Source organism: Clostridium sp. DFI.1.208 (assembly GCF_024463855.1).
GTDB lineage: Bacteria > Bacillota_I > Bacilli_A > Erysipelotrichales > Erysipelotrichaceae > Clostridium_AQ.
Map to the genome: position 1 here is coordinate 40,573 of NZ_JANGCA010000017.1, position 14,472 is coordinate 55,044.

A 14,472-nucleotide genomic window follows, 5' to 3' on the forward strand; every position below is an offset into this window, starting at 1 on the left:
CCCTATGTTAGCTTCTAGCATTGCTTCCTCTATACCAGATCAATCAGCTCATTCATGATACAGTGACGGATATTCAGTGTTTTGCTTTCCGTCTGAAACTGTACCTGCATCATACCTTCACTGATTTTCATAATGCGGCCTTCTCCAAGCGTGGCATGGGTAATTCGCATACCGCGTCGTAAGCCGCCCTCCCGTAGCTTTTTCGGCTGTGCAGCAGGCCGCTGTGCCGCCACCTTTGTTTCTTCTTCCTTTGGAGCATGCAGCTCATATATGAATGGAGATATTTCCAGACGAGTTACATCACAGCGCTTGCTTGTAAAAAACTCCAGCTGATGCTTTGCTCTGGTGATACCTGTAAAAAACAAACGGCGTTCCAGTTGAAGCTCTTCCTCCTGCAGACCGGCTTTTGGAAAGGTCGATCCCAGACAATCCAGCAGCGCAACACGGCTGAATTCCAGACCTCTGGCAGATGCTACACTGCGAATTTGGATACGGCTGATTGGCTCACACAGGAATTCCCCCATTTCCCGCAGACGATTCAGAAACTGTGCCGGATCGCTGTAGCGCTCAGCAATAACACGCAAAGCAAGCAGATTGGAATCGTTCATCAGGATATTCGCCTTCAGCAAACGCGCGCGATAGCCCAGCTTATCCAGAATAAAGGTGATCATCGTGTGTGTTTCCAGTGTGGATGCGGTTCGGATATTTTCCATGGAAGCAGCCAGCTTTTTCTTTCCGGCAGCACGATAGCTACTTTCCATCATCGCCTGATAGACATCCACATGCTCATCATCCCGCAGACGCTGTGCAACCTCCAGCAATACCTTTTTTGAAATATCAAAGCCAAGCTTCTCATATACCTCATAAAAGGCACGCATATCCTTTGGATCGATCAAAAGCTCAATGATATTACAAAGATCCTTGACAACCGGCTCCTGCAAAAACTTTTTTACGCTTCCATGCAGGTGAAACGGTACCTGATGCTGCATGAATAGCTCCACAAGAGGCATTGCCATTGCGCCGTCACGATACAGGAAGGCAATGTCACTTTCATCCTCTACCACCATGCGCATCGCATACTCATACATCCGCTCCAGCTGTGCAAAGCCCTTGAATTTCACCTCACAGGTTTCCTCACTGCTGCAGCTCATCGCTGCTTCATCCTTATAGAAAAATTCGTTTGCCAGAGCGTTGATGGTCTGATTATTGCGCCAGTTTCCCTCCAGCTGCTCTATGCGCGCCTGCGCATATGCTTCCGCAAAGCTATCCAGTGCCTGTGGATACGCCGCCTTATCATAATCCAGACACTGATCGCGATCTGCCAGCATCATCATCTGACAATCCGATGAAAACAACAGCTTAATGATGACATGAGCAACGAAGGACAGCTCCTGTGCATCATCGATATGCACATACTGATACCGGGAGGCAAAGGTCTGCAAAACAGCCGGTGTACTCATTAGAATACGGGCGCATTCACACAGAATATCATCCTGATCATAAATATTGCGCTCACTCTTAAACTTATCATATGCCTTTAAAAAAGCCGGAAAATCAATCCCCTCAACGCTGATAGAGGAAATTTCGCGCTCACTCATCATCATCGTACGGCAGGTGCTGATCTGCCGCATCAAACGGCGCAGCTGCACACCGCTTAGCTCCAATGCAAACATATCCTTGATCAGACGGCGAACCACCTTCTCCATATCTCGATATGCCTTACAGGATTCCCGCTGTATCGTTTTATCATGAAAGCGGATAATTCGATAAGCGAAGCTGTGCATATCCACAAAGGAAGGCATTCGTTCATCATCACAGTATATATAGCGGTAATCCTTCGCCATTCTCTTGGCGATGGCAGGATCATGCACAATATTCAAAATAGCCGACGGCTCAACCTCTTTAGCCTTCATCAGATACGCATTACGGGCTAATAAAAGGAATGTTTTACCACTCCCTGTTTTTCCATTGATCAGAAGAGGATGCTGCAGTTCACAACACAGCTCCTGCTTTTTTTCATCCAGTTCTACGTTATATTCCTTCAGTAATTCATTCATATCCATACATTCACCACTCACTTCTCAACGATTCATAATTATACCTTAAATTCTCCCCAAATACTAACCTTTTTAAAACTTTTTCCTACTTTATTTCCATTTATTACCTTGTAACCTCTTACACTTCAAAGTGAGCAGAAACCCCTGTTTTATGCAAGGGAAATCCACGCTTTTTTCCAATCCCTCACTCAGCGTCTGGGAAAGGGATCGTAGGAATAGCCCAGATAATTCAGTATTCCGATATAGATGGAGAACGCGAACAGGTACTGGTCATTCAGCAGCTTTTCGGCATCCTGCAGATTGGAAAGATACGCCAGCTCCACCAGAATTGCCGGCATGTTTGTCCGTCGCAATACATAGAGGGATGGATTGGTCCGTACTTGATTGTAGCGTGTACCTACCAGATCGACTATAGATTCCAAAACATCCACTCCCAGATTGTATGCTGTGGAATTCTCCCGGTATACATACACCTCCGAGCCGTTGATTGCAGGATTTGGATTAGAGTTGACATGGATACTGACAAAATAATCCGCCGGCCATGCATTTGCCTCATCTACTCTTGCACGCAGACTGCTCGCCTGATCATAGCCAAGCACCGTATCCGGAAACGGTCTGGATACCTTTACCTCAAAGCGCTGATCTGCATAGAGAAAGCCTGCCAGATAGATTCCCACCCAATAGGTGACCTCCGATTCCACAACCCCGTTACCGCTTGCCCCCGCATTGATGTTCCCCGGGTTATGTCCCTGATCCACATAGATTCTTACCGCCATGAAACTACCTCCTTTTTGGACATACTATGTAAAAAAGCGTACAGGGTTCCTCACAGGTAAGTATTTTTCCTTCTTTTGTTTAGGAAAATTTAATAAAAAAGCGGTTGGCTTTTACAAAATATACAGTATAATAAACCTTGATACGAAAGGAAGGTACTTCATCGTGGTATTAAACTTTATTCGAGGCTTCTGTATGGCGCTGGCAGATAGTGTTCCCGGGGTTTCCGGAGGAACGATTGCATTTCTGCTCGGCTTTTATGATAAATTCATCGGTTCACTGGATGCGCTGATGAGCGGGAATATGCAGCAGAAAAAAGAGGCAGTCATCTTTCTGCTGAAGCTGGGAATCGGCTGGATCGTCGGCTTCCTTATGGCGGTATCTGTGCTCGCCAGCATCTTTCATACACAGATTTATGCCATATCCTCTCTGTTTATGGGATTTATTCTATTTGCGATTCCAATCGTGATACGGGAAGAAAAGGAAAACATGAGGCTCAATGTACCAAGCATTATAGCGCTTTTTGTCGGTATCGCCGTCGTTGCATTGATCACCTATTTCAATCCGGTCGCAGGCAGCGGCTCCAGTGTCAATCTGGCAAAGCTGGATATCGGTTTAATCGTCTACGTCTTTATTTCTGCGATGTTTGCGATTTCCGCAATGGTTCTGCCGGGGATCAGCGGTTCCACACTGCTGCTGATTTTTGGGCTGTATGTTCCGATTATCTCTGCAATCAAAGCCTTGATGGGATTTGATTTCTCCTATGTGCCGATTTTGTTTGTCTTCGGGTTGGGAATCATAACCGGCGTGATTACCGTTGTGCGGCTGATTAAGTTTGCGCTGGAAAAGCACCGCAGTATCATGGTCTTTCTGATTATCGGAATGATGCTCGGCTCCTTCTATGCAATTATCATGGGACCGCAGACACTGGAAACTCCACAGGCTCCCCTCAGCCTTGAAACCTTTGAAATTCTCTGGTTCATCATCGGCGGTGCCATCATCTTCGGACTTCAGAAAATGAAGGATTTCAGTGAGAAATAAGCTTCTACAGGACAGCTGCTGCTGTTCTTTTTTTTATATTGCCACGGTATTTTTCAGACAAGTCCTATCGTTTGTGCTATCATAACAGTATATGGAAAAGAGTGATACGATGGAGATAACACATATTCGTAAATCCTTTGGAAGCAATGTGGTTTTACAGGATGTTTCGCTTCCGCTGATACCGGGAAAATGCATTGCAATCTGCGGGCACAACGGCTGCGGAAAAAGCACCCTTTTGAATGCTGTGGCAGGCTTTTTACGAATCGACAGCGGAGAGCTGCAGCTTCATAATGCTGTTTTGCAATATATACCGGATCATTTTTTCACGACCCGCATGAATGCCCGTGATTTTCTGATGCATATGGGTGCCATACAGGGAATGGATGCAGATACAGCACGAGCTGTCATTTGGGAATATACGCATAAATTTTTTATGGATGACCTGTTGAAAACTCCGATGCAGTATCTGTCAAAGGGAAGCCTGCAAAAGGTGGCAGTGATACAGGCACTGCTGCAGACACCTGATATTCTGTTGATGGATGAGCCGCTTAACGGACAGGATGCCGCCTCCCAAAGGGTCTTCATCGAGCTGATGGAGGAGCTGAAGGAAAAAGACGTATGCATCCTTATGGCCGTGCATGAGCAGCGCCTGATTAAGGAGGCTGCGGATATCGTATATGAGCTGCAGGATGGTGTATTGCGGCCGATCGCTTCACTGCCTGTCATGGAACAGGTATATGTGCATTTCAGCAGACAGCAGGAGGAAAAGAAGCTTGTCTGTGCAAAAGAGGAAAGCGATGCCTGTATTCAGCAGTATCTGATGCAGGGCTGGCATCTGGAGGAGCTTCATCATGAAAACAATCTTTGAGCTCAACCGTTACTACATACGCAGAACCCTGACCTCAACCAGACTGGTTATGCCGCTGGTGGTTACCGTTGTCTTCTGCGGCATCTTTTATAATGAGAATGGAATCAATCCCTACAGCAGCTTTGCGGCAACCATCATGCTGTCCTTCGCCATCGTGGGCTGGAGCGTGCATGTGCTGCAGAAGCAGGAGGCGCTGGAGGAACAGATTTTGATTCTGCAATGCAGGGGAAATGCACTGCTGTATTACGGCAGCCGCCTGTTCTTCTTTTTCCTGTGCGATTTGTTTATCAGCTTCTTCATTCTCCTTATTCCCTGTCTGTTTTATCTGGTCAATGGGCCATCCTTTACACTGTATCCCATCCATGCGGATATGCTGATTGGGTATTTTGCCCTGCATGTCAGTGCCGGCCTATGCGGTGGTATGATGATTTCACTTCTGCACCCGCGCATTGTTTCCAACCAGAAGCTGGCACTGCCCCTTGCCTGTATGCTCATCATAGCCGCTATGACGTTTTCTGCGCTGCTGCAGGATATGCAGCTGCCCAAAATATTTGCCTGTGTATTTCCACCGGTTTCCGATATCAGTATCCAAAGCGCAAAATGGACACAGCTGCCCATGAGGGAAACAGGCCTATACACCTTGCAGATGCTGCTTTATGCCGCAGTTTATGCAAGCGTGCAGGTACGCATATTGATGAAGCGAAAATTCGGATGATCCCTTGCTGTGTGCCCAGATCATATCAAAGCTGATTCAAAAAGAGGAAGGCTCACTTGCAGACCTTCCTTTCTTCTCGCATATCAGCATTACTACTTCATAAAATATTTCAATCGCCGCTTCAAGCCCTCCAGCTCCTCTTCTGTTTTCAAAATACAGAATATCCGCTCGGGATGCTCCCTGCTTTCCACGATGGAAATCATATCCCCTCTTTGCAGGGTATTCCCTGCGTCTTCAAAGAAACGCTCCAAACGCTCTCTTGTATTCTCGTAAAGCTCCGTATAATACAAGACAGAGGGAGAGGTTCTCGGACAGCCGAACACTCGCTGCATGGCCTCATAGGTTGTCAGCCAGACATTCCCGCTCTTTTTAATTTCATGCGGCTCAAACCGTCCGCGCTCGACTGCCTTACGAATGGTTTTTCCATCCGCCAATCCCCATTTATCCGCTGCCTCTGTAAATGTCAGCACCTCATCCAGATTGATCATACATTCCCTCCCTGATCGTACAGAATATCCGTTCTGCTTGTTTCTACTTTGATTTCCTGTCTTGTCACACTCTTTTCCTATTATACGATAATTCCATGGGATTGTATATGTTTCCTGAATCCGCTTTCCTTTTTGCTATTCCTGTGATACAATGATGTCGCTAAATAGCGACACGAAGGAGGAGCTTATGTTACGAATGGTTATCTGTTGCGGTGGGGGCATGTCTTCCAGCGTTATCTCTGTACAAGTTAAAAAAGCAATACAGGAGAAGGGCTGGGAGGATGAAATATCGGTTGCCTTCATGCCCCTTGTATTTCTTGAAAAGCATCAGGAGGAATTTGATATTGCAATGCTCTGTCCGCATACGATGTATTATGCACAGCAAATGACAGACAAGAACAAAATCCAGCTTCCCCTGTATGTAATCCCTGCACGCCTATATGGTTCGATGAATTTGGAATACCTGCGTGAGGATGCAGAGGATATTCTGGAAATCTATGCCAAAACAAAAGAGAATCCACTGCATTTTCCCGGAGAGAAATTTCTGGAGGTCAAACGAAACACCTCCCATCGCCGCTGGATCAAAAAGCATCCGCAGGCTGTGCAGGACTGACTCTGTGCACGGACCGAAACACAAAAAGCATGGTAGTGTCCACCATGCGATCGGCGCGTGCTGCCATGATTTTCTGAAATCAGAAGCTTTCAGCTGCGTTGCAAGCTGCAGCAAAAGAGCTTCTTTTTTTCTCACATATGCTGCTTTATTTCTTTATCTAAGCCTGCTTCGGCAAAACGCATCGGCTTCTAGTCGTTTACGATACTTTTCTGCTTATACAGGGTGATGATGATTTCAAACAGCAGCGCTGTCGTAAAGATTGCCAGTACACACAGCCCCACGGTACCATAGCCGCCGCTTCTTTGATAGGAATTCAAAATGGAGCCAATCGTCCCCGGAACACCAACCGCAGGACCGATGATTACCGCAGCTGCGAAATTCATTTCACTGCGCATGGCAATCCAGGATAAAAGCTTTGTAAAGGATACCGGGATGACAGCACTCCATACGATCTGCCACCAGCTTCCTCCACTTGCCTTCATCGCCTCCATCGCACCCGGATCAACCTCCTCAAAGGCTTCGGAATACGATTTGATGAAATAGGCAACACTGTGAAAGCTCATCCCTACAATGGCAGTGGTAGCGGTTAATCCGAAGCCGGATATAAAGATCAGCACCCAGATAATTGTCGGTACGGCACGAATCAGCCCTGCAAAGCCGCGTACCGTACTGCAAATCCATGGATGCGAAAGATTACGGGCTGCCAAAAGTCCCAGCAGGAGTCCGATACATGCCCCGATAATCGTCGTGACAAAGGCAAGGGCTATTGTATTGATCAGACTGGTGAATACCTCCATCGCCGTTTTTTGTGTAACGGCAGTGAAGTCCAGAAAGCTGCTTAGATACGTAGCAAGCAGCTGTGGCCGTACCTGATCCCATCGATAGGGGCAGATGAGCAGGACAAAATAGAGAAAGACAAACGCAAAGACAAGCACCACACTCCAGGACAACAGGCGTGAGGTATCCTTTCTGCGCAGGATATAGCGCCCCTTTTTCTTTTTTTTCAGTGCCGGTGCCCCAGGGGAGGTCAGTGTATATGTTTCCATTAGATAATCCTCTTTCTAATCTGTGCAGATATTTGATCCGTGATAATCACCGTGATAATAATCAGCAGAATGCAGGATGCCATCAGCTGATACCCCGTATAGCCGATATACAGTCCTCCCTGATAAATACTCATCAGATACCCAATCCCGCCCCCGGCAAGCATGCCGACTACCGTAGCACTTCGGATATTGTTTTCCGCCGCATACAGTGTCCAGGAAATCAGAGATGGCATGGTTTCCGGAATAACAGCATGTACGACAATCTGCCAGTAGCCAGCACCGGTTGCCTCCAGAGCCTTGATGCAGCTGGCATTTGTTTCGTCAATGGAATCCGCAAAGGAGCGGGTCAAAAAGCCATAGGAGATAATGCATAAGACGAGGAAGCCGAGAAAATCACCGTACCACAGCAGTGGAAGCAACAGAACCGCCCAGACAGCCTCCGGAATATTTCTGGTCAAGGACGCAAGAGCGCGAACCATATATTTCAGCACCCGATAGCGGGAGGTTTTGCTGGAGATGGCCAGCGAGGAGAAGAAGGCAAGAAGCATGCCGACAAACGCTCCGGCAATGGATATCACGATGGTGATCCAAAGCTGATACAGCTGTTCACGCAGCTGTGAAAAGTCCATCGGAAGATACGTTTTTGTAAAGCGCACAACGGATACCTGAAAGTTTGAAAGAATGAGACCCCAGTCAATTTCCAGACGCCAGGTACACAGTGCCAGCAGAATAATGATAACAGCAGCATATACGCCCAGAGACCATCTTTTTTTCGTAAAATAGCTCATGCCTTCACCTCCTCCACCTTACTAATCAGCTCCTTCATAGGGACGCCGTAAATCTTTTCAATTACATCACTTCCCAGCTCCTGCGGTTTTCCATTGAAAACGATGCTACCCTGATGCATACCGATAATGCGGTCCGAATAGTGCAGCGCAACATCCACCTGATGCAGATTCACAATGCAGGGAATTCGCATGCTTGTGGTAATCGCCTTTAAATGCTCCATAATCACCTTGCTGGACTGCGGGTCCAAAGAAGCGATTGGTTCATCGCATAGCATAATTTTCGGATTCTGAATCAAAGCCCGTGCAATTCCGACACGCTGCTTCTGTCCACCGGAAAGATCACAGCATTTATCATACAGCTTATCTCCCAGCCCCAGCATTTCCAAAAGCTTTGCGGCCTGTTCGATATCCTTTTGCGAATACATCCCCAGCGTACTTTTCCATGTCGGATAATAGCCAAGTCTTCCATGAAGTACATTCTCCAGAACATTCAAACGATACACCAGATTGTAATGCTGAAATATCATACCGATATTACGGCGGATATCCTTGATCTGCCGTTTATTTGCACTCGTTACCTCATAATTGAGAAACTGAATACTGCCCTCACTCACATCGATCATCCGATTGATACAGCGCAGCAATGTACTTTTCCCTGAACCGCTTGGTCCAATGATCGAAATCAGCTCTCCCTCATGCACTTCAAAGCTGGCATGACGCAGGGCCTGAACCGCATTGTCTTCATATGTCTTTGAAACGTTTTGAACACGTAATATATCACTCATTCACAATACCACCTTTTCTTTTTTATACCACATGGTTATTGTACTCTGGGTTTAACCGGTGTGTGTTAAGTGGCTGTTAAGCCTTCGTAATCCTTTCTTTAACGAAGAAAGGCACCGGTTTGCTTTCTGACATTGCCGGTTGTATGGATCGCCCCGTCTGTTAAGCACGGCGTTAAACAGCTGCGAGTGTCTATGAAAAAGAGAATCCAGCCGCTATCGTTGTATACAAGAGCATTGGATTCCCTTTTTTCAATTTGATTTCGTATTCCCGTAAGCCGCATACCTTTTGTATACGCCTACTGATCCTGATACATATCCAGAATAAACTGATAGCGGGAAATGTCGGTTTTGAAGAATTTGAAGGTCGCAGGATCCTCCTCTGCCTCAAAGAAGAAGCCCTTTTCCTGATCGAAGAAATCCTTGTTTTTTGCGTTATCCGCTGTCAGGTTCACAAAGTGATCCGTCAGCTTACTGATTTCCTCTTCATTCAGTGCCGCGGTATTTACCCAGAGCGGTCCGTTTGGAACGAAGGTCGTATCCAGTATTTCCAGCTGCTCCTTGAAGCTGTCGCCATACGTACAGCAGAAAGCCCCTGCATATACCTTGTCATTTACCAGCAGCTGCACTGCACCCTGATGATCTCCTCCGTTTTGTACCTCAGAGAAAATACCTCCCTCGGCCTCATTTTTAATATTGATCTGTTCCTTTTTGGTCACGGTTTTATCACCATCCGGTCCAAACAGCTTCCAGAACGCCGTTGTCGGTACCAGACATCCGGAGGTAGAGGTCGGAGATACAAATCCGAAGGATTTTCCCTTCAGTGACTTCAGCTTTTCATCCCGACTCATTCCCTGAAAATCAGCCGCATGCTTTTTATTCGTCGCAATATAGGCATTATAACCGCTCTTTTCCGGATCACCGTTGGGTCCATAGGACAGTATCGGCTGAATCTTATCATCCTTCATATAGGAAGCCGCAAATGTTGCGCCGCTCTCCCATGCAATCTGTGCAGTCCCAGATACCATTGCCTCCATAACTGCATTGTAATTGTCCAGCTTTGCGATTTTCACATTGTAGCTATCACCCAGAGCCACCTGTACCTCTTCCTTCAGCATATGGAAAGCCTCACTGCTGCGTTCTGCATTTTCATCCTCATTCGGCAAAAAGGCGATTGTAATATCCTTTTTCTCCCCGCTACCGCTGTTATCCTTTCCAGAGCTGCAGCCAGCCAGCATACTGCAGGATAAGAGCGCTGCCATGCATAGATTCACCATCTTTTTCATCACTGATTCTTCTCCTTTTATCATTGTTCATGCTTTCTCAGCACATGCATATGATAAAGCTTTTTGGCAGGGAATTTGTGAATGCCGGGTAAACAAATTGTTATATTTCAAACAATCAAAGGCGGAAAATGAACTTATCTCCCCGATAGATAATGGTCGAAAGCTCCAATATTTCATTTGTTTTACGATCTCTGCTTACGCCCTTCAGCATGAGACAGGGGACGATTCCGCTGACCTTCATGTAGAGGCGCTCCTCTGTATTCAGTGTGGAAATGGTTAGCTGCGTATCCTCCGCGGCGATATCCTGAATGCCTCTGCCTTGGAAATATGCATACAAGCTCGGATTTTTCTGAAGACATTCCCTGATGTTGGGAAAGCTATGTTCCCGCACATAGGAAATATGCATTGCCGCAGGCATATGATCCAGATATCTAAGCCGCTTCACACAGAGAACAGGCTCTTTCTGCGCCACCGATAGGCGCTCATGAATATCCTTGTGCCAGGCAATGCGCTCGCAGCTTACCAGGCGTGTAGAAAAACGGCCTGCCAATGGACTCATCTTCATGGAAAAGCTGTCTGTGGAGGACAGTACAAGCTCCACCTTTTCCAGATATCCCGCATAGTAATTGCCCTTGCCCTGCTGGGAGTATACATAGCCCATTTCCTTCAATCGGTCATAGGCCTTTCGTACTTCTATCCTTGTCAGATCAAAACGCTGTGCCAGCTCATGCTCGCTTGGAAGACGCTCATCCTTTTTATATGTCTGCTTCTGCATGTTCTCTAGAAGGTAATCCACCACCGGTTCCCAGCTTGTCATCATAACTTCACCTCCCTGATAGTTTATCATGGCATCATTGAAAACAGCATCGTTTTACAAAATCTTAACCCGATACAAACAGAAGAAAAACAAAATGCTTTGCGTGGTGAACCACAGACTTCTCACTTCCTATATCAAACCGGAATATCTGCGCTATGCTTTGATTATACAGGCAGAAAAAAAGAGGCACTCTTTCTATATCGTAGAAAGAAAAGCCTCATTCTTATAGCCACAGCACAGCGCTGCTCAATATCCCTGATTTTTCAGAATCTGGTCAATCTGTTCTTTTTTATCGATTGAAAAAATCAGTGTACCGGAATGAATTCCCAGCTCATAATACAGCTGCAGATACCCATCCTGTTCCTTCTGCGTGATGAGCTTCCCCGGCTGCAAAGGAATTCTTCTTCCCTCTACATACAGGTGATCCTGTGTGATACCGCTTCTTCTCATTCCATACAGAATACCAAGTGCCATCATAATGATCGCATACAGCAGCCGCTTCTCATTGAATAGATTTAAACTGCCAAGTATTAGAAAGGCGGCACAGAACATATAATTTGATTTCTTATAAACAGCATACACTGTTTCTTCCTGATGCATACGGTACAATAAGCGCAATGCCCATAGCAGCATCAAAAGCACCATTGCCACAAAGGCATACATGATATATTCCAAGTACATCGCCTCTAATCTTTTTGCTTTGCCATTTTTATGATATTTTTAAGCTTCACGGAATTGCCGTAGGACAGTGTACCCCTGCGGTACAATCGAGCTCCGAGCAAGCCCATTGCAATCGTAGTAGCCGCAAGCAGAGCCAGAGATATTACGATTTCCATTGTGGATACACTTCCCATTGCCACATTGATAAACATGCACATCCAGGAAGAGAACGGCACATAGCACATGATTTTGGCAAGCAGTGTATCCGGATTCTGCAGGGTGATAAAGCTGATGATGAAGACTGCGATGATCAGCAGCTGGATTGGCATGGTGGCACCGTTGACCTCCTCCACCTTGGAGCACAGGGCTCCGATGGCACCGAACAGGAAGCTGAACAGCAGATATCCCAGAATTCCAAACAGGGCAAAGGTAATCAGCACCAGTCCGGGAATATCCAAAAATTTATCTAGCATATGATCCCATACATCCGCATTCAGCTGATAGGCGATCAGGAAGGAGCCAAGCATAATGGCTGTCTGTATGACACCGGCAATCGCGCCCGCAATGACCTTTCCGAAAATCAAAGCATTCGGCGAACAGCTCGTTGTCAGTATTTCAATCGCACGATTGCTTTTTTCACTGGCCACGCCGACACCGATCTGATTGCCGTAAATCAAAATCATCATGTACAGCACCAGAATCAGCACATAGGTATAGAAATAATTATTCATACCATCCGTTCCCAATACCGTCGTATCCGAGGATATCTCTGTCTGGTAAATCGCCTGTACCTTACCTGCATCATACTTCAGCTTTGCCAGCTCACTTGCCTGATACTGCTGCTGAAGCAGCGTTGCGAAGCGTGAAGAATTCGCATCATTCAAAGAGGAATTGTTCACATAATATTGGAAGCTGGTTGGCGTTTTCACCTCAAAGCCGGCATCTGCCTCACTTTTTTTCACCTTTTCCTCTACCTCGGATAAGGAGTTGGCATAGGAAATCCGAAATTCCGGAAAATTCTTTTCTGCCAGCTCCCGGTTTTTCAAAATTCCGCTTCCATCATAAATCAGCATTGTTTTATCCTTTTCTGATGCCGGATCATCCGTTTTCTTATCATCCGAGAAAACACGCGGTATGGACAGCAGGACGAAAGCCGCAGCAGCCACCAGCACGGTTGATATCAGAAATGATTTTTTGCGTATCATCGTCTGTAGTTCAAATTTCAGAACCAGTAAGAATTCTCTCATTCCTCATCACCTGCCTTTGAAACAAATATATCCGTTAGGGATGCCTCATACAGCTGGAATGCCTCAAGGTCAACCTCCAGCTCCAGCAGCTTCATCAACACGTCCCGCTTATTCACATGCGGCTGTAGCTCGATGATAAAGCCGTTTTCGACTTCCTCATAAATATGCAGCAGCTCCTGACACTGTGTTTCCAGCAGCTCCAAAAGCTCCTGCTTTTCGGGATACAATGCACGAATCACGATACGATTTCTTCCGTATTCCTTTTTGATCTGCTTCAGATTCCCCTGCAGCACCACATCTCCATGATGCAGAATAACGATGTCCTCGCAGAATTCCTCCACATAATTCATCTGATGAGAGGAGAAAATAACAAGCTTTCCATCCTGAATCTGTTCCTGTACGACTTCCTTCAGCGTCTGGGAGTTGACCGGGTCCAACCCGGAAAACGGCTCATCCAGAATCACGATATCCGGATCGCACATGAGTGTCTGTGCCAGCTGTACCTTCTGTTGATTCCCCTTGCTTAAGGTATCCAGAATACGGTTTTCATATTCCTCGATACCAAGGCGCTTCAGCCACTTCTTCAGATTGGCCTTTGCCTCCCCGTGCGACATGCCGCGCAGTGTTGCCAGATAAATCAGCTGCTCGGATACCTTTTTCTTCGGATACAGACCACGCTCCTCCGGCAGATAGCCGATATTGTAATCCTTTGCATGAAAGGTTTTGCCGTTCATGCTCATATTTCCCTGATCTGCCTTGAACACATCCATCAGAATACGGATCGTCGTAGATTTACCGGCACCGTTACGTCCCAGCAGTCCCAACGCCTTACCGCTGGAAATGGAAAAGGATATTCCATGCAGGACTTCTCTTCCATCAAAGCTCTTATGCAGATCATGCACTTGCAGTTCCATACTGTTTCCCTCCTTAATCTATTTGCATTATAGTACAGATTCCCATTCAATGCAATATATATTTTGCATTTGTAAAATATATTTTTCATATCTCCTTGATTTTCTATCTTGATTTTCCTATAATAATATACGTAGAAGAAGGAACAGGTGAGTGCAGCTATGAAAAATCTAAAAATCAAAATGGCACGCATGGAGCTGAATATGTCCCAGGAGGAGCTTGCCAGCAAGGTGGGCGCAACACGGCAGACCATCGGACTGATTGAGGCAGGACGCTACAATCCATCCATTAAGCTGTGCATCAAAATCTGCATTGCACTGCATAAGCATCTGGATGATCTGTTCTGGGAGGATGACTATGACAAGGAGGAATTATAGG

16 protein-coding genes are annotated in these 14,472 nt (G+C 46.3%); 5 read left to right on the forward strand and 11 right to left on the reverse strand.

The window, feature by feature from the left end; translation table 11 throughout:
* Positions 1–29: 29 nt before the first annotated feature.
* Both NE665_RS10555 and NE665_RS10560 read right to left on the reverse strand, forming a co-directional pair.
* The gene (locus tag NE665_RS10555; protein ID WP_117442933.1) at positions 30–2,063 is read right to left on the reverse strand and encodes an ATP-dependent helicase; all 2,034 of its coding nucleotides are present in this window, start codon (positions 2,061–2,063) and stop codon (positions 30–32) included.
* A 182-nt stretch (positions 2,064–2,245) separates the two neighbouring features.
* Positions 2,246–2,833, reverse strand: a complete 588-nt coding sequence (locus tag NE665_RS10560; RefSeq protein WP_117442934.1) for an N-acetylmuramoyl-L-alanine amidase — start codon at positions 2,831–2,833, stop codon at positions 2,246–2,248.
* A 160-nt stretch (positions 2,834–2,993) separates the two neighbouring features.
* Here NE665_RS10560 and NE665_RS10565 point away from each other — a divergent pair, with 160 nt between their 5' ends.
* The 3 genes from NE665_RS10565 (at position 2,994) to NE665_RS10575 (ending at position 5,455) form a co-directional block, all read left to right on the forward strand.
* Entirely contained in the window at positions 2,994–3,872 is an 879-nt protein-coding gene (locus tag NE665_RS10565) for a DUF368 domain-containing protein (protein ID WP_256302539.1), read from the forward strand.
* Positions 3,873–3,981: 109 nt separating this feature from the next.
* Entirely contained in the window at positions 3,982–4,740 is a 759-nt protein-coding gene (locus tag NE665_RS10570) for an ABC transporter ATP-binding protein (RefSeq protein ID WP_117442936.1), read from the forward strand.
* On the forward strand, positions 4,724–5,455 hold the full coding sequence (locus NE665_RS10575) for a hypothetical protein (RefSeq protein ID WP_117442937.1): 732 nt from the start codon (positions 4,724–4,726) through the stop codon (positions 5,453–5,455). Before NE665_RS10570 ends, NE665_RS10575 begins: the two co-directional genes overlap by 17 nt.
* A 92-nt stretch (positions 5,456–5,547) precedes the next feature.
* Here the strand turns inward: NE665_RS10575 and NE665_RS10580 are convergent, their stop codons facing one another.
* The gene (locus NE665_RS10580) at positions 5,548–5,943 is read right to left on the reverse strand and encodes a helix-turn-helix domain-containing protein (protein WP_117442938.1); all 396 of its coding nucleotides are present in this window, start codon (positions 5,941–5,943) and stop codon (positions 5,548–5,550) included.
* Positions 5,944–6,130: 187 nt separating this feature from the next.
* Here NE665_RS10580 and NE665_RS10585 point away from each other — a divergent pair, with 187 nt between their 5' ends.
* Positions 6,131–6,556, forward strand: a complete 426-nt coding sequence (locus NE665_RS10585) for a hypothetical protein (RefSeq protein ID WP_117442939.1) — start codon at positions 6,131–6,133, stop codon at positions 6,554–6,556.
* 188 nt (positions 6,557–6,744) lie between these two features.
* Here NE665_RS10585 and NE665_RS10590 read toward each other — a convergent pair whose 3' ends face one another.
* The 8 genes from NE665_RS10590 to NE665_RS10625 all read right to left on the reverse strand — a co-directional run bounded on the left by NE665_RS10590 (position 6,745) and on the right by NE665_RS10625 (position 14,096).
* Positions 6,745–7,602, reverse strand: coding sequence for an ABC transporter permease subunit (locus tag NE665_RS10590; RefSeq protein WP_117442940.1), 858 nt, complete (start codon positions 7,600–7,602; stop codon positions 6,745–6,747).
* On the reverse strand, positions 7,602–8,390 hold the full coding sequence (locus NE665_RS10595; protein ID WP_117442941.1) for an ABC transporter permease subunit: 789 nt from the start codon (positions 8,388–8,390) through the stop codon (positions 7,602–7,604). The genes NE665_RS10590 and NE665_RS10595 overlap by 1 nt, the downstream gene beginning before the upstream one ends.
* Positions 8,387–9,175, reverse strand: coding sequence for a phosphonate ABC transporter ATP-binding protein (gene phnC / locus NE665_RS10600; RefSeq protein ID WP_117442942.1), 789 nt, complete (start codon positions 9,173–9,175; stop codon positions 8,387–8,389). The genes NE665_RS10595 and phnC overlap by 4 nt, the downstream gene beginning before the upstream one ends.
* A gap of 296 nt (positions 9,176–9,471) precedes the next feature.
* The gene (locus NE665_RS10605) at positions 9,472–10,458 is read right to left on the reverse strand and encodes a PhnD/SsuA/transferrin family substrate-binding protein (RefSeq protein WP_117442943.1); all 987 of its coding nucleotides are present in this window, start codon (positions 10,456–10,458) and stop codon (positions 9,472–9,474) included.
* A 115-nt stretch (positions 10,459–10,573) separates the two neighbouring features.
* Positions 10,574–11,278 carry a GntR family transcriptional regulator gene (locus NE665_RS10610; RefSeq protein WP_117442944.1) on the reverse strand — a complete coding sequence of 235 codons (705 nt, stop codon included), beginning with the start codon at positions 11,276–11,278 and terminating at the stop codon, positions 10,574–10,576.
* Positions 11,279–11,521: 243 nt separating this feature from the next.
* Entirely contained in the window at positions 11,522–11,950 is a 429-nt protein-coding gene (locus tag NE665_RS10615; protein ID WP_233104940.1) for a hypothetical protein, read from the reverse strand.
* A gap of 11 nt (positions 11,951–11,961) precedes the next feature.
* A complete protein-coding gene (locus NE665_RS10620; RefSeq protein ID WP_117442945.1) occupies positions 11,962–13,182 on the reverse strand; it encodes an ABC transporter permease in 1,221 nt (406 codons plus the stop codon).
* The gene (locus NE665_RS10625; RefSeq protein ID WP_117442946.1) at positions 13,179–14,096 is read right to left on the reverse strand and encodes an ATP-binding cassette domain-containing protein; all 918 of its coding nucleotides are present in this window, start codon (positions 14,094–14,096) and stop codon (positions 13,179–13,181) included. The genes NE665_RS10620 and NE665_RS10625 overlap by 4 nt, the downstream gene beginning before the upstream one ends.
* A 159-nt stretch (positions 14,097–14,255) precedes the next feature.
* Here NE665_RS10625 and NE665_RS10630 point away from each other — a divergent pair, with 159 nt between their 5' ends.
* On the forward strand, positions 14,256–14,471 hold the full coding sequence (locus tag NE665_RS10630; RefSeq protein WP_117442947.1) for a helix-turn-helix transcriptional regulator: 216 nt from the start codon (positions 14,256–14,258) through the stop codon (positions 14,469–14,471).
* Position 14,472 lies beyond the last annotated feature (1 nt).